The sequence below is a fragment of the Nonomuraea sp. NPDC050451 genome (assembly GCF_044458585.1).
On sequence record NZ_JBITHZ010000001.1, the window covers coordinates 136,428 to 151,544 of the forward strand.

Annotated in this window: 14 protein-coding genes; 6 read left to right on the forward strand and 8 right to left on the reverse strand. The window is 69.6% G+C overall.

Features of this window, described 5'->3' with window-relative positions:
- Window positions 1–11: 11 nt before the first annotated feature.
- Together ACIBI9_RS00490 and ACIBI9_RS00495 are read right to left on the reverse strand one after the other, a co-directional pair.
- Window positions 12–572, reverse strand: a complete 561-nt coding sequence (locus ACIBI9_RS00490; protein WP_397219770.1) for a TetR/AcrR family transcriptional regulator — start codon at window positions 570–572, stop codon at window positions 12–14.
- Window positions 569–1,156: a sugar O-acetyltransferase gene (locus ACIBI9_RS00495; RefSeq protein WP_397219771.1), complete on the reverse strand. Its 588-nt coding sequence runs from the start codon at window positions 1,154–1,156 to the stop codon at window positions 569–571. Before ACIBI9_RS00495 ends, ACIBI9_RS00490 begins: the two co-directional genes overlap by 4 nt.
- A gap of 346 nt (window positions 1,157–1,502) precedes the next feature.
- On the opposite strand from ACIBI9_RS00495, the gene ACIBI9_RS00500 reads away from it, so the two are divergent.
- Complete coding sequence (locus ACIBI9_RS00500; RefSeq protein WP_397219773.1) at window positions 1,503–3,674, forward strand: glycoside hydrolase family 127 protein; 2,172 nt, start codon at window positions 1,503–1,505, stop codon at window positions 3,672–3,674.
- On the opposite strand, the gene ACIBI9_RS00505 is transcribed toward ACIBI9_RS00500, so the two are convergent.
- On the reverse strand, window positions 3,671–3,880 hold the full coding sequence (locus ACIBI9_RS00505; RefSeq protein WP_397219774.1) for a hypothetical protein: 210 nt from the start codon (window positions 3,878–3,880) through the stop codon (window positions 3,671–3,673). The genes ACIBI9_RS00500 and ACIBI9_RS00505 overlap by 4 nt on opposite strands.
- 135 nt (window positions 3,881–4,015) lie before the next feature.
- Here ACIBI9_RS00505 and ACIBI9_RS00510 point away from each other — a divergent pair, with 135 nt between their 5' ends.
- The 5 genes from ACIBI9_RS00510 (at window position 4,016) to ACIBI9_RS00530 (ending at window position 8,509) form a co-directional block, all read left to right on the forward strand.
- On the forward strand, window positions 4,016–4,585 hold the full coding sequence (locus tag ACIBI9_RS00510; RefSeq protein WP_397220809.1) for a TetR/AcrR family transcriptional regulator: 570 nt from the start codon (window positions 4,016–4,018) through the stop codon (window positions 4,583–4,585).
- Between the two features lie 79 nt (window positions 4,586–4,664).
- A complete protein-coding gene (locus ACIBI9_RS00515) occupies window positions 4,665–5,852 on the forward strand; it encodes an SRPBCC family protein (RefSeq protein WP_397219775.1) in 1,188 nt (395 codons plus the stop codon).
- Between the two features lie 11 nt (window positions 5,853–5,863).
- Window positions 5,864–6,793 carry a 3-keto-5-aminohexanoate cleavage protein gene (locus ACIBI9_RS00520; RefSeq protein ID WP_397219776.1) on the forward strand — a complete coding sequence of 310 codons (930 nt, stop codon included), beginning with the start codon at window positions 5,864–5,866 and terminating at the stop codon, window positions 6,791–6,793.
- Window positions 6,780–7,757: a 3-hydroxyacyl-CoA dehydrogenase NAD-binding domain-containing protein gene (locus tag ACIBI9_RS00525; RefSeq protein ID WP_397219777.1), complete on the forward strand. Its 978-nt coding sequence runs from the start codon at window positions 6,780–6,782 to the stop codon at window positions 7,755–7,757. Before ACIBI9_RS00520 ends, ACIBI9_RS00525 begins: the two co-directional genes overlap by 14 nt.
- A complete protein-coding gene (locus tag ACIBI9_RS00530; protein WP_397220810.1) occupies window positions 7,745–8,509 on the forward strand; it encodes a VOC family protein in 765 nt (254 codons plus the stop codon). Before ACIBI9_RS00525 ends, ACIBI9_RS00530 begins: the two co-directional genes overlap by 13 nt.
- Window positions 8,510–8,586: 77 nt before the next feature.
- Here ACIBI9_RS00530 and ACIBI9_RS00535 read toward each other — a convergent pair whose 3' ends face one another.
- The 5 genes from ACIBI9_RS00535 to ACIBI9_RS00555 form a co-directional block, all read right to left on the reverse strand.
- Window positions 8,587–12,240: a serine/threonine-protein kinase gene (locus tag ACIBI9_RS00535; protein ID WP_397220811.1), complete on the reverse strand. Its 3,654-nt coding sequence runs from the start codon at window positions 12,238–12,240 to the stop codon at window positions 8,587–8,589.
- A gap of 492 nt (window positions 12,241–12,732) precedes the next feature.
- Complete coding sequence (locus tag ACIBI9_RS00540) at window positions 12,733–13,113, reverse strand: nuclear transport factor 2 family protein (RefSeq protein WP_397219778.1); 381 nt, start codon at window positions 13,111–13,113, stop codon at window positions 12,733–12,735.
- Window positions 13,110–13,712 carry a hypothetical protein gene (locus ACIBI9_RS00545; protein WP_397219779.1) on the reverse strand — a complete coding sequence of 201 codons (603 nt, stop codon included), beginning with the start codon at window positions 13,710–13,712 and terminating at the stop codon, window positions 13,110–13,112. Before ACIBI9_RS00545 ends, ACIBI9_RS00540 begins: the two co-directional genes overlap by 4 nt.
- Window positions 13,713–13,955: 243 nt before the next feature.
- Window positions 13,956–14,279: a MoaF-related domain-containing protein gene (locus ACIBI9_RS00550; RefSeq protein WP_397219781.1), complete on the reverse strand. Its 324-nt coding sequence runs from the start codon at window positions 14,277–14,279 to the stop codon at window positions 13,956–13,958.
- A 31-nt stretch (window positions 14,280–14,310) separates the two neighbouring features.
- Entirely contained in the window at window positions 14,311–15,069 is a 759-nt protein-coding gene (locus ACIBI9_RS00555; protein ID WP_397219782.1) for a nuclear transport factor 2 family protein, read from the reverse strand.
- Window positions 15,070–15,117 lie beyond the last annotated feature (48 nt).

Consider the following 15,117-nt stretch of genomic DNA (forward strand, 5'->3'; position numbering starts at 1 on the left):
AGGGGAGGGGATCAGCGCAGGTACCGGTGGATGGCGTGGCGGATCTGCCCGGGTGTCATCGGGTCGGTCGACAGGGCGCTGTGCAGCACGAGCCCTTCGATGAGCGCGTCGAGCTCCCGGGCGGTGGTGGCGTCGAAGTGGCGTTCCAGCGCCCGGCGGCTGCGCGCCATCCAGGCCTGGGTGACGACCCGCAGGGCCGGGTTGCGCGCCGCGGCCACGTACAGCTCCACGGTGAGGACGAGGTCGTGCCGCGAGCCGAGCAGGTCGTCCGACACCAGCGTGATGACGGCCTCGACCGCCGCGTCGCGGTCCCGGGCGGCGCTCAGCCGCTCGTCGAAGACGCGGGCCACCGAGTCGGCGTGCCGGGTGAACGCCTCGGCGAGCACCTCGTCCAGGGACGTGAAGTGGTAGGTCATCGAGCCCAGCGGCACGTCCGCGGCCCGGGCGATCTCCCGGTGCGTCGTCCCGGCGACGCCGCGCTCGGCGATGACGGTGAGCGCGGCGTCGATCAGCCGGTCCCGCCGCCCGGGATCGTGCCTCCGCGGACGCCGCGGGGTGGCGGGGTTGCTCACGCCGTGCCCGGCTCGATCGTGCGGATCACGCGGGCGGGGTTGCCCACCGCCACGACGTTCGCCGGGAGGTCCCGGGTGACCACCGCGCCGGCGCCGACCACGGTGTTCTCCCCGATCGTGACACCGCCCAGGACGATCGCCCCGCTGCCCAGCCACGCGTTGTCGCCGATGGTGATCGGCTCGGCGGCCTCCCACTTCGCCCGGCGCAGCTCCGGGTCGAGCGGGTGCGTCGGCGTCATGAGCTGCACGTAGGAGCCGATCTGCACGTCGTCGCCGATGGTGATCGGCGCGACGTCCAGGGCGACGAGGCCGAAGTTGGCGAACGACCGCGCGCCGATGCGGATGTGGCTGCCGTAGTCGACCCGCAGCGGCGGCCGGATCTCGGTGCCCTCGCCGACCGCGCCCAGCAGCTCGGTGAGCAAGCGGCGCCGCTGCTGCGGGTCGCGGGCGGACGTCGCGTTGTACGCGTCCATCAGGTCCATGGCCCGCAGGTTGTGCTCCGCCAGCTCCGGGTCGTCGGCGATGTAGAGGTCGCCGGCGAGCATGCGTTCGCGCATCGAGCGGCCATCGGAGTCGGACATCATACGTACAAGCGTACACATCTAATGTACGCACGTACATATCGACCCCCATCCCGCCCTCGCCGTGCTGGTGGGGAAGTCCGCTCCACCCGCGGCCCACGGACGATGACCTGCCCCGGTTTTCGGCAGGCGCGATATCGCTCGCGGTCTCTTGACGGGCCCAATGAGGTCGTCGACACTCCCGAAATGGGGGCCTGGAAAGAAGCGAGCGCGACGCCTTCAACCTGAGCCGAGGGACAGAAAAGACCATGCACTGAACGGACTGGCTCAACGATGAAATGTTAGCGCTACCATTCCGCGGCCCCCATGCCCTCCACATCGGATCCCGAGTGACGAAGAGGACAGTGCGATGTCAGAAATGCCCAGGCGCGAGGCGCTTCGACTGGCGGCGTTAGCGGCCGCCACCACGTCCGGGTTCGCGTTCGCGACGCCCGCCGGAACGGCCCAGGCCGCGGCCCGCATGGTGGCCCCTCTGCCGCAGAACGACCCTCCGGTGCCCGGCAGCTGGATCGTGAAGCCGTTCGCGAACAGCCAGGTCACGCTGGGCACGAGCCTGTTCACCGCCAACCGGGATCGGATCCTGACCTTCCTGCGGTCCTATTCGGCCGACCGGATGCTGGCCAATTTCCGGGCCAACGCCGGTTTGGACACGCTGGGGGCGCAACCGCCCGGCGGCTGGGACGACGCGACCGGTAATCTGCGCGGCCACTACAGCGGGCATTTCCTCAGCGCCCTCGCTCTGGCCTACGCGGGCTCCGGCGACGCCTTCTACAAGAACAAGGTCGACTACATGGTCACGGCGCTGGGCGAGTGCCAGAACGCCCTGGCCGCGAAGGTCGGGCAACCCGGCGGGCCGAGCCACCCCGGCTTCCTGGCCGCCTACCCCGAGACGCAGTTCATCCAGCTGGAGCAGTACGCGACCTATCCCACGATCTGGGCGCCGTACTACACCTGTCACATGATCATGAGAGGCCTCCTCGACGCCTACCAGTACGCCGGCAACGAGCAGGCGCTCGAGATCGTGCTGAAGATGGGCGACTGGGTCCACAGCAGGCTGGGCCACCTTCCGCGGGCCCAGCTCGACCGCATGTGGGGCATCTACATCGCCGGCGAGTACAACGGCATGAACGTCGTGATGGCCGACCTCCACGCCCTCAGCGGCAGGGCGGAATACCTCGAGACGGCCAAGTGCTTCGACAACACCGCCCTGCTCGCGGCCACCGTCAACAAGCAGGACACGCTCAACCGGAAACACGCCAACCAGCACATCCCCCAGTTCTCCGGATACCTGTCCATCTTCGAGCAGAACCAGGAACGCCGTTACTTCGACGCGGCCGTGAACTTCTGGGACATGGTCGTCCCGCACCGCATCTTCACCGACGGCGGCCTGGCCGGTCCGTCCGACAACGGCGAACTCTTCGGCGCCCGCGACGTCATCGTCGGCACCCTGGGCACCAACAACGCCGAGACCTGCTGCAACTACAACATGCTCAAGCTGAGCCGGGCCCTGTTCTTCCACACCGCCGACCCGAAATACATGCAGTATTACGAGCGGGCACTCTACGGCCAGATCCTCGCCTCCCGCCGCAACACCGCCAGCACCACCAATCCGCTGCTGACCTACTTCATCCCGATGCGGCCGGGCGCGGCGCGCAGTTACGGCAACCTCGGCACCTGCTGCGGCGGCACCGGACTGGAGAGCCACACCAAGTTCCAGGACTCGATCTACTTCCGGTCCGCCGACGATTCGACGCTCTACGTGAACCTCTACATGGCCTCGGAGCTCAACTGGGCGGACAAGGGCTTCGTGATCAGGCAGGTCACGAACTACCCGGCCGACCCCTCCGGGGTGACGACGCTGACGGTTACGGGCAACGGCCGGCTGGTGGTGAAGCTGCGGGTGCCGTACTGGGTGGAAAAGGGCTTCACGGTCCTGATCAACGCGACCGACCAGCAGCTCGACGCCAAGCCCGGCGAGTACGTCACGCTCGACCGGCAGTGGCGGAGCGGCGACACCGTGAGGATCACGATGCCGTTCTCGCTGCGGATCGAGAAGGCGCTGGACATCCCGGCCATCCAGAGCATCGCCTACGGGCCGGTGCCGATGGTCGCCAAGAGCAACCAGACCACCTACCGTCAATTCTCCTTCTACAAGGACTTCACCCTGTCCGGGGACCTCGCGCGCGCCGTCACGTCCACCGGGCCGATGAGCTTCACGGCGAACGGCCTCCCACTGGTCCCCCTCTACATCAACAACACCGACCGCTACCACGCCTACTTCCGGCGCGCCGAGCCGACCATCGTCTTCGGGAGGATCGACTCCGGCGTACCCAACCGCGAGCGGGCGGATTCGGTGACGTTCCTGGACGCGGTCTGGAAGAACGCGCCCTTCGCGGACCAGGGACAGTTCGTCTCCACGGTGACCCGCATCGCGGAGGAGTGGGTCACGGCCGGCCTGATGACCTCGGCGCAGAAAGACACGGTGGTCTCCACGGCCACCCAAGCCAGGCTCCCCAGCTAGCGGTCGCAGGGCCGCGTCCACCCGAGCACCGTGCCTGCGTACGCGCCGCGCCCGCGTTCCCGGCGGATCCCAGGCTTCAGGCGGCGCGGGGCGATGACGGGCCGTTCACCTTCGGCTCGGCCTTGTGTGATGTCCGCCTCGACCGTGCGCCGGATCCTGGCCGCTGACGTGCCCAAGCCCTGGTAGTACGCCTCCTGGGTGTTCATCCGCGACCCCGGCTTCGCTGCCAAGGCCGCCCGCGTGCTGGACCTCTACCACTACCCGCATCCGCGTGAACCCTCGAATGACTTGGGGACCGGGCCACTAAGGTTGTGGATGTGAGTCCGAGGTCCGTGGGCGCGATGGACGCCGATGAGAAAGTCGACCGGCAGGCGCGAATCCTCGAGGCGGTGCTTCGGCTCTTGTCCTTGCAGGGCATATCCGGGGTCAGCATGCGTGCCGTCGCGCGTGAGGCCGGGGTCTCGTTGGGGCTGGTGAACTACTACTACGAGGACAAGACGAGCCTGATCCGTGCGGCCCTGCACCGCATCGAGGAGCAGGACATCGCGATCGTCGAGCCGGACCTCACCCTGGAGCCTGAGGAGCGGCTGCGTGCGGCGCTGAAGCGGGTGGCCGACCCGGAGTTCCTGACGACGGAGTACCTGTCCCTGCGCCTTCAACTCTGGGCCCTCGCCCAGGCCCACGAGGACTTCGAACACATCAACACGGTGGCCCAGAAACGCTACCGCGCCGGGCTCGCCGCCCTCATCCGTGCGGCCCGCCCCGAGCTGTCGCGTGGCGAGTGCGGCAAGCGGGCCGCCGACATCGACGTCATCCAGAACGGCTTGTGGCTCACGGCCCTGCTGGGGCTCGACCGCGCTGCGATCAGCCGGAGCGTCACTCGCTGCGAGGAAATCGCCCTCGCCGGCTGACCGGCCGCGCGACGGGCAAATTTGAACGAACGTCCAGGAATGCATTGAACGATCGTTCAAACGCTCGTATGCTCCCACCATGGCACCAGTCACCATGGACGACGTACGCCGCGTCGGCACCGGCTTCCACGAGGACCCCGGACGATCGATGTCGCTGCGGTCGGAGGCGTACACGGACCCGCTGTGGCTCGACGTCGACGTCCGGGCGATCTTTGCCCGCACCTGGCAATGGATCTGCCACGCTGAAAAGCTCGAGTCGCCGGGCAGCTACGTGTCGGCCACCGTGGCCGGCATGCCGATCGCGATCGTCCGCGATCGTGACAGAGCGCTGCGCGCGTTCTACAACGTCTGCAAGCACCGCGCCCATGAGTTGCTCACGGGCTCCGGCACCACGCGCAACATCGTCTGCCCCTACCACGCGTGGACCTACGGCCTCGACGGGCAGCTGAAGGCGGCTCGTCGCGCCGACAGGATGGAGACCTTCGACAAGGGAGAGATCTGTCTCGACCAGGTGCTGGTGGAGGAGTTCGGCGGATTCGTCTACGTGAACCTGGACCCGCGCGCCGCTCCCCTGGGCGAGCAGGCCGGGGATCTGGCGGCCGACATCGCCAGGTGGGCCCCCGACGTGGCCGGGCTGACCCACGCGAAGCGGTTGACCTACGATGTCGCGAGCAACTGGAAGAACGTCATCGACAACTTCCTGGAGTGCTATCACTGTCATATCGCCCACAAGGAGTTCGTCGACCTCGTCGACATGGACACCTACGAGGTGAAGACCCACGGCATCTGGTCGAGCCACTTCGCCGAGGCCGGCAAGCACGAGAACGCCGCCTACGACGTGTCGGGCGCGTCCGTCACGCAGCACGCGGTGTGGTGGCTGTGGCCCAACACCTGTCTGCTGCGCTACCCCGGTCGCGGCAACTTCATGGTCTTCCAGGTCGTTCCGGCCGGTCCCGACCGGACCCTGGAGACCTGGGACTTCTACTTCGAGACGACTGAGCTTGAGAGCGCCGAGGTGCAGTCGGTGCGCTACATCGACGAGGTGCTGCAGCAGCAGGACATCGCGCTGGTGGAGAGCGTCCAGCGTGGCATGGGCACCCCGGCCTTCGACCAGGGCCGCATCGTTTACGACCCGTCCGGCTCAGGGCTGTCCGAGCACGGCGTGCATCACTTCCACGGCCTCGTCCTCGACGCCTATCGGTCGTGGGTGGAAGGGGCCGCCGCCGAGCGCGATCATGGGGACGTCATCCCCACTCTCACCGCCTAGGGAGAACGGCCATGTCGAGGCCCGTCATCATCACCTGCGCACCCACCGGCGGCATTCACACGCCGACGATGTCACCGCACCTGCCGGTGACGCCGGACGAGATCGCTGCCGCGTCCATCGAGGCCGTCGAAGCGGGCGCGGCGATCATTCACCTCCACGCCCGCGATCCCGAGACCGGCCGGCCCGACCCACGACCCGAGCTGTTCCTGGACTTCATGCCGAAGATCAAGGACGCCTGCGACGCCGTCCTGAACGTCTCGACCGGCGGAGGCCTCGGCATGACCCGCGAGGAGCGGCTAAGGGCTGCCGTCGCGACCTCCCCGGAAATGGCATCACTGAACGTCGGCTCGATGAACTTCGGGACCTTCCCGATGCTGCAGAAGTACGCGCAGTGGAAGCACGACTGGGAGCCGGACTTCCTGGAGATGACGCGCGACTTCGTCTTCAAGAACACCTTCGCCGACCTGGAGTACGTCGTGAAGGAACTCGGTCACGGCCACGGGACCAGGTTCGAGTTCGAGTGTTACGACCTCGGCCACCTCTACAACCTGGCCTGGCTCATCGACCAGGGTTGGCTGGAGCCGCCCTTCTTCGTGCAGATGGTCTTCGGCGTGCTCGGCGGTGTCGGTGCGGACCTCGACAACCTCCAGCACATGCACACGGTGGCGGACAGGTTGTTCGGGGACAGCTACGAGTGGTCGGTGCTCGCCGCCGGACGCCATCAGATGCCGTTCGCGACGCAGGCTGCCATGCTCGGCGGCAACCTGCGCGTGGGCATGGAGGACAGCCTGTTCATCGGACCTGGCGAGCTCACGACGTCGAACGCCGGCCAGGTGCGCAAGATCCGCGGCATCATAGAGGGGCTCGGGCATGAGATCGCCACCCCGGCGCAGGCCCGGGAGCGGCTCGGTCTCAAGGGAACAGACCATGTCACCTTCTGAGCGCGCCTCGTCGCCCGTCGGGGTCGCCCGTGTCGCCGTGCTCGGCGGCGGAGTGATCGGCCAGAGCTGGACCGCCCTGTTCCTGGCCGCCGGCAAGTCGGTCACGCTGTTCGATCCCGACCCGGCCGCGGAGGGGCGGGTCCGCCGCGCGGTGGAGACAGCGTGGCCGGCCCTGATAGAGCTCGGTCTGGCGACCCGGGCCGAGCCGGAAGGTGAGCTGATCGTGTGCTCGGACGCGCGGACGGCGGTGGCGGACGCCCAGTTCGTCCAGGAGAGCGTGCCCGAGCGGATCGAGCTCAAGCACCAGCTGTACGCCGAGATCGAACCCGCCCTTGCTGAGGATGTCCTCGTGGCGTCGTCAGCATCCGGCCTGACCCTCACCGAGCTGCAGGCCGGTTGGGACCGTCCGGACCGGTTCGTCCTCGGTCACCCGTTCAACCCGCCGCATCTGATCCCCCTCGTCGAGGTCATGGGCAACGAGCGGACAGGCGCCGGCGTGGTCGACCGGGCCCGTGCCTTCTACGAGTCCGTCGGCAAGGTGACGATCGAGGTCAAGCGGGAAGTCCCCGGCCACGTCGCCAACCGGCTGCAAGCCGCCCTGTGGCGAGAGGTCATCCACCTGATCAACGAGGGCGTGGCATCCGTGGACGACATCGACACCGCCATTTCCTCCGGGCCAGGTCTGCGCTGGGCCGCCTGGGGGCCGACGACGCTGTTCCACCTCGGCGCCGGCGAGGGAGGCATCGCCGCCTTCTGCGAGCGGTACGCCGACAGCTTCAACCGCTGGTGGGACGACCTGGGACACCCCCATCTGGACGAGGCCACCGCGGCCCGGCTGGTCGACGGGCTGGCGGCCGCCGGGTCCGGTGACCTCGACGCCTTGGCGGCGCAGCGTGACGCCATGATCGTGGCGGCGATCCTGGTGGCGAGGCGTGTGAAAGGAGCCGTGCCATCGCCGGCGTAGCTCTTGACCACACGTCGTTCGCCGTCCACGACGCGATGGACTGGGCACAGCGGCTGCGGCGCGAGCTGGGCGCGACCCCGATCTTCGGTGAGCAACTCGCGCAGTTCAGGTACTTGCTGCTCCACATCGGCACCGCCGACGACGGCGCGAGATTGGAGCTGCTGGAGCCAAGGGACGAGGGATTCCTCACCCGCTTCCTGAGGGCCCGCGGCGAGGGCCCTCATCACCTCACCTTCGTCGTACCGGACCTGCGCGCGACGGTGGTGCGCGCCCGCGCGCTCGGCCTGACCGTCGTGGGCGAGGACCTCAACCACCCGCCGTGGCGCGAGGCGTTCATCGCGCCCGACGACAAGCACGGTGTCGTCATCCAGCTCGCGCAGTCCGACCGGAGCCACCCGCCTGTCGAGCGGCTGTTGTCGAGTCGTACCCGTGACGTCGAGGACTTCCCCAGCTCCCGGGGAGCCACGCAGCCGCTCTGGTGGACCAGGTTGTGGGAGACCGCACCGGGAGCGGTCGCCCGGCTGGGGACCACGCACCTGGCGTCGACGAACCTCGAGTTCTCCCGGCTCGTCTTCGGGGACCTGCTGGGGGCTCGGGTGACTGAGAACGACTCAGCGCTGGACCTGTCGTGGCGCGGCGGATCGGTCCGAGTACACGCCTCGGACCGCCCGGGCGTGACCGGAATGAGCCTGCGCGGCGGTCCAGCGGGCGGCATCGCGATCGGTCCCGCCCGGCTGGTGCTCCACCCATGATTCTCGAATGGGGGGCCGCTCCAGGCGGGTCAGCATTCGCAGGCGTTCGTCGGCTGACCTGCGGCGGGCCGGGCTGATCACCCTGGTGGCCGCCAGTCATCGATCGCCTTGGCCTCCGGACTCCGGGTACCGCCGGCAGCGTCGCGGTCCGGCGCGGCCGGGTCCACCAGCCCATTGCCGATGCCTTGCTGCCCGCCCCGAACGTGGCCAGGGTCTTCATCCGCCGCACCGGCGGATGTGGACCCGCGGGCTGCCGATTCTGCGGATCGGCACAGCGTGAAAGGCTCGACGCCGGGCAGGTGGCGGGACCATTCAGCGGCGGTGAGTGTACGGCCCGCGCGTGCGCACACGGTCGCGGCCACGTGCCGCTCGTCCACGTCATGCACGCGTACGGTGCCGTCCAGGGCGGCGGTGTGGAGTTTCGTGCCGTCCGCCGAGAACGCCACCCACCCGACGCCGACCTCATTCAGGCTCTGCTTACCGTCGAAGACGAGACCCAGCGGTTGCCGGCTCGGCACGTCCCACAACCGCACGCGCATGCCCCCCTCGTATGAGGCGATCGTGCGCCCGTCGGGTGACCAGGCGAGCATGGCGGCCTCGCCGCCCGGCACCGCGGAGAACTGGGCGATCCGGGTCCTGACGTCGCCGTCCCACAAGGTGAGCCGGTCGGGGCCGGAAAAGGCCACTTGACGGCCGTCCGGACTGAAGGCGAAGGGACCGTCGAGCTGGCCGGTCCCTGGCGCGGGAGGGCGGGTGGCGCCCGTCGCGGGATCGATGAGCTGGAACGGGTTCCCGGTCACCAGCAGCCGTCCATCGGGACGGAAGGCCACGGAGCCCGCGCCGCGCCCGGTCGTAGTCCGTGCGGATCCCCGTTCAAGGTCCCACAGCTCGACGCGGCCGGACTCTCCAGCGCGTGACACGGCCAGCGTGCGGCCGTCCGGGCTGAACGCCAGGGCCTGCGCGCCCTGCCCGCCGTTACCCGTCAGCTTGAGCCTGGACGACACCTCGCGCCTGGCCAGATCCACGATGGAGATCCTGTCGCCGCCGGCCAGGGCGAGGCGGCGGCCGTCGGCGCTGAAGGCCGTCGCGGCCCCCGTGCCCGACCAGCCGACCGGCGCGATCAGCGGCCGTCCCGTCGCCGTGTCCCTGACGTCGAGCCTGTCCATGTTGACCTCGGCCAGCACGCGCGCGGAGGGGTCCAGTTGCACGCTGTTGCCCTCGCCGGAGGTGATCGGCCGGTCGAACACCGTCGCGACGTCCTCGGTGTAGACAACGCCGCGGTCGCTCAGATAGCGGACGGCCCGGCCGGCGAGGTCGAAGCGGAGTTGGGCGACGAAGTCAGGCATGGCCCGCTCGTACACCGTGGTGAGGTCGGAGCGCCGCGCCAGCCTCAGCGTGCTCTGCCCGGCCCAGGCGGCGATGAACTCATCGCCGAAGGCGAAGGCCGCATCCGTGGCGAGCTCGTCCTCGTAGCCCATCATCTCCTTTCCTGAGGGCACTTCGAACAGGCCCATCATGCTCCGCTCGCCCGAGGGCAGGATCGCGACGGTCGTCACCGACCTGCCGTCGTCACTGAAGGCGACGTCGTTGATGACACCGTCGTCGGGGCGGCGTGGCGGCAGGCGCGTCCTCTTGCGGTCGCGAAGTTCCCACAGCTCCGCCGTCGTGCCTTTGACCGCGTAACCGTAGCGGCCGTCCCTGCTGATCGCGTTGATCGCGGCTCCTGAAGGGGCGGTGAGCCGCTTACGCGTGGCGACGTCCCACCATTCCTGCAGGACTCTTCCGGGGATGGCCAGGTAGTGCCCGGACCTGTCGAATTCCAGGTCGGCGCGCCACTGCTCTCCGGTCCTGCGCGGGATGGGATCGCCGAGCGGCCGGCCGGTCCGCGTGTCCCACAGCCGTGCGGCCTTGCCGTCCATGAGGGCCAGGGTGTGCCCGTCGGGGGCGAGCGCGGCTTCACGTACTCCTGTGCCCACGTCCGACAGCGTGCCGATCCGCCGCTTGCCGGGAACGTCCCAGATCCTGGCCGTGCCGCCGCTCACCGACACGAGCGTACGCCCGTCCTGGCCGAGCGCCTGTACCGTGTCGGCCGTGTAGTCGGGGTCGGCGAAGAGTGAGGTCGTGCTCTGGGAGAGCGAGTCATAGAGCGCGCCCCGGGCCTCTGGCAGTCCCGGGCTCAGCCGCCAGCCGGCCACGCTCAGCAGCATCGCGGCCTGGGGGTCGCTCTTCCGCAGGTCGGCGGCGCGCAGTGCGAGCGCTTGGGCCAGCGCGTTGTCACGCTGACTGTTCGACTCCCTGCGCAGGTATTCGGCGGCGCCGAGCCCGCCGAGCGCGGCCACGAGCAGCACGGTCAGGGCGGCCGCGATCAGGTTGCGCGTCCTGGAGCGCCGGCGGGCCTGTCTGGCGGCCGCGTCGAGGAAGTCGCGTTCGCGGGGGGTGAGCGTGAGGTCCTTGCGTTCGGTGGCCGCCCACTGCAGGGTCCGGTCCAGGTGGGTGCCCTGGAGCAGGTCGGCGGGTTTGCGGCCGTGGTCGTCCCACTCGGCGGCCGCGGCGGCGAGCCTGCGGTGCACGGGCAGCCCGGCGCTGTTGTCCGCCACCCACTCGCCCAGCCGGGGCCAGGCGCGCAGCAGACCCGGCATGGCCAGCGCGTACGCCGTCCCGGTCCGCGTGACGATGCCCGCGGCGGCGAACACGTCGAGCAGCGCGTCGACGGTCGGGGTCTCGGGCAGTTCGTCCCGGCCGACCGGCCGGAGCGCGTCGCCGTCGATCATCCGCAGGAAGACCTCGGGCACGCTCGCCCGCTCGGTCTCGGTGAGCTCGGCGAAGAGCTCCTCGGCGATCGCGCCCAGGTCCGGCTCCGCCCGGCCCTTCAGCGTGCCGGCCAGCGTGCCGCCGCGCGCCAGCGGGTCCTGCTCGGCGGTGCCGGCCGCGACGGTGCCGGCCGCGATGGTGTCGTCGAGCAGGCGCAGCAGCACTTCCTTGGCGGCCGGCCGGTCGGCGGCGTTCCTGGACAGGGCGGCCGCCACGAGGGAGCCGAGCGGTTCGGGCAGCCCGGCCACGTCCGGCCTGAAGTCGAGCAGCCGCCCGATGACCGCCATCGGGTCGCCGGGCTCGATCGCGTCAGCTCCCCGGGCCGCGAACAGCACGACCAGGCCCCACGCCCACAGGTCGGCCGCCTCGGTCACGGCGCGCCCGTCGAACACCTCCGGCGACATGTAGTTCGGGGTGCCCATGATCGGGCCGCTCGTGGTGGGCCCGACCTCTCTGGCGACGCCGAAGTCGATCACCCGGGGGCCGTCGGGGCCGAGGATGATGTTGTCCGGCTTGAGGTCGCGGTGGACGATGCCGGCCTGGTGGATGGCGGTCAGCGCGGTCGCCACGCCGACGGCCAGGCGGCGCAGGCGGTCGCCCTCGTAGGGGCCCGACTCGGCCACGACCTGCCGCAGGCTGAGGCCGGGGACGTACTCGCTGACGATGTACAGCGGGGCCGCCTCGACCTGCGCCTCGATCACCTTGGCGGTGCAGAACGAGGCCACCCGCTGGGCCGCCGACGCCTCCTTGGCCAGCCTGGCCCGCGCCTGCGCGCCCTCGGACCTGGGCACCTTGATCGCGACCCGCTCGCCCGGCTCGCCGTACGCCTCGTAGACGACGCCCTGGCCGCCCGCGCCGAGGCGGCCGACCAGCCAGTACCGTCCCAGGCGGTGCGGGTCGGAAGAAGTGAGAGGAACCATCAAGTCCGCCATTCTGCTCGAGCGGGGCCTTCCCGGACCATAGGGCGGCGGATGTTGAGACGATGTTGAGGATCCGTCCAGTTCGGCATCCAACGGGGCACGCACCCGGCAACTGACCTGCAACGGCCGCGCCCTGCAGATCTGGCACGCCACCTCCCCGTGACACCGCTCCAGCGCCCAAGGTCGAGATCGCCCTCGAGCAGCTTCACCGGATGGGTCCGACAGGGGTACACGTGCCCCGTCTCCCAAGCGGGACGCAGTTGGGCCGGTGCGAGGCGATCCCCGCTCGGGTGCCCCCTGCCTGAGAGGAGGGCGACGGGGTTTACCGGTCTGCCTAGGCGTCGTTCTGCCGAGCCCGGCCGTGGCCAGGCTCCGCGTAGCTCACCGTCGTCGCCCGTCCTCCGGCGGTGTGACCATGCGTTCGTGGGGCCACCACCTGTGAAGCAGGTCGCGGCCGATCGAGAGCGGTGTTGATGTCTCCCCGGGCTGCGTTCAGAACATGGTGTTGTCGTTCTTGGAGATGGGCGGGATGACCTGAAGGACGTCCCAGTGCTCGACGATCTTGCCGTCCGCGTCGAAGCGGAAGATGTCGATGCCCGCGTACTCCTCGTCGGGCCAGATCTGGTGGCAGTGCAGAACGACGTGGTCGCCGTCGGCGAAGGCGCGTTTGAAGCCGACGCGCTTGCCCGGGTATTCGGCGGCCATGCGTTCGAAGTAGTCGATGAACGCCTGCTTGCCGTCGGCGACATGCGGGTTGTGCTGGATGTAGGTGTCGCCGACGTACTGGTCGATGGCATCGGTGGGACGGCACTGGTTGAACATCAGGTCGTAGAACGCCATGGCCGTGGCCTTGTTCTTGTCCGGGTCGCTCATGATGTCTCCTTGAGTTCGGGCGCCGGGTGCGGCGCGTTGATCGCGTCGAGCAGGGGGTTGAATCCGGTGCCGAACTCCAGGATGAGCAGACGGGTGCCGGAGGGGGCGGCCGGCGGGCAGGTAGGCGGCGTCGATGAACCCGGGGCCGACCCGGAAGTTGATCTCCACTTGTCCGCCGCAGTTCGGGCAGCGGGGCAGGGCGCCGGGTCGTAGGTGGCGAGGAGCAGTGCGATGAGGGGTTCGGCGTTCCAGGTGGCAGGGGTGCAGGGGGTGGTGCACTGGTAGCGGCCATAGTCGCCCTGCCGGGTGAAGATCCGGTCGCGGGCGAAGCCGTTGCGGGGATAACCGCGGGTGATCTTGGCGGTGCCGGTCGCCCTGCCACAGCGCCGTGCGGTCGGCGGCCGGGTAGGTGCAGGTAACGGATGGGGGAGTGAGGCCGCGTCGGTGGTGCTGCGCGCCAGGCGTTCACCGGCCAGGAACTCGTCCAGCACCCTGGCGGCCCCGGTGGGCAGCGGGCCTGGCTCCCGGAGGGTGAGGACGGCGCGCGGCAGCCGTCGGGCGGCGGAATCCTCCAGCCCGTCCACCGCGCCGGGCGCCATCCGGCCCGCAGCGCTGCGGGGTCGTCGCCGAGCAGGTCGAGTGCCTCGCGAACCAGGTCGGCGGGGCGTACGGCCAGGTCGGGTTGGACGGTGGGCCGGAAGGGGTCGTTCAGGGCGACGGCGGCGGCGTAGGCGTCGAGCGGCAGGGTGGTGGTGAGCACGGGAACTCTCCGGGCGGTGCGGGACGCGCCGCCGTAGGCACCCGGCGCTGCCTGGGGCCGGCACGGCGGCGCGTCCATGCGGTCAGGCGGGCGACAGGGTCCCGGTGTGGAGTTCGCCGGTGCGCCCCTGGCCGGGGTCGTAGGTCCAGAAGGCGTGGACGGTATGGGTGTTGAGATTCATGACATGGCTGATCGTCATGCCGGATCGCTCCACCCAGCCGAGGATGAAGATGCCGGGCACGACCTCTGCGGCATGCAACTCGACGGTCTCCTGCGCGCCCTTGGCCGGGCCCTCGATGGTTTCGTAGTGCAGGCCGGTGCCGTCGGCGGTGTAGGTGTTGCGGAAGACCACTCCGTTGTCGACGCGGAAGATGAAGGTCTGTCCGGCGTAAGTGAGCGCGCTCATCGGCCCTCCAAATCGCGTGGCTGAGGTGTGGTCAGAACAGGCCGTTGCCGTGGGGGAGCTTGCCGGGGATCGGGGCGATGACGTCCCAGTGTTCGACGATCTTGCCGTCGGCGACGCGGAACAGGTCCCAGTAGGCGACCGGGACGCCGAACACTCCCTCGGACTGCAGAAGGACGAAGTCGCCCTCGGCGATGACCTTGTGGATGGTCGTGTAGACGAGGTTCTTGCCCTGCTCGGCCCACTTCGCCGCGGCGGCGCCGAACCCGTCCAGGCCGTCGCCGGCCTCGGGGTTGTGCTGGTGGTAGGTCTCGGTCGAGATGTAGTCCGTGAGAACCGAGTAGTCGGCGCCCTTCAGCACCTTCTCCGCGAACTCCGACACCAGGGCGCGGTTGGCCTCGGTCCGGTCCAGGTCGGTCGGCTGGGTCGGGCCGTCGGTCTGGGTGCGGCCGCTGACCGTCGTCGTGACCAGCGGGGTGAGGGCGTCCCAGTGCTCGGCCAGTTTGCCGTTCTCGGCCCGGAACAGGTCGAAGGCGACGAGCGGGGCGGGGCCGAAGCCGCGGTAGGTGCCGTGCAGGGCGACCAGGTCGCCGTCGGCGATGACCCGGGCGCCCTCGTAACGGAAGTCGTCGCCAAGCGAGGCGACCAGGCCGCGCAGAGCCTCGGGCCCGTCGGCGGCCAGCGAGCTGTGCTGGCGGTAGCCGGGGGCGACCAACCGGTCCACCGCCGAGGGGTCCTTCTTCCCGAACAGTTCACCGGCGGCCTGCAGAACCGTGTCCTTGGCGTTCATCATCCGTTCCCATCTGTCAGCCGACTCGGTCGGCCCTCGATTCCTTCGTTG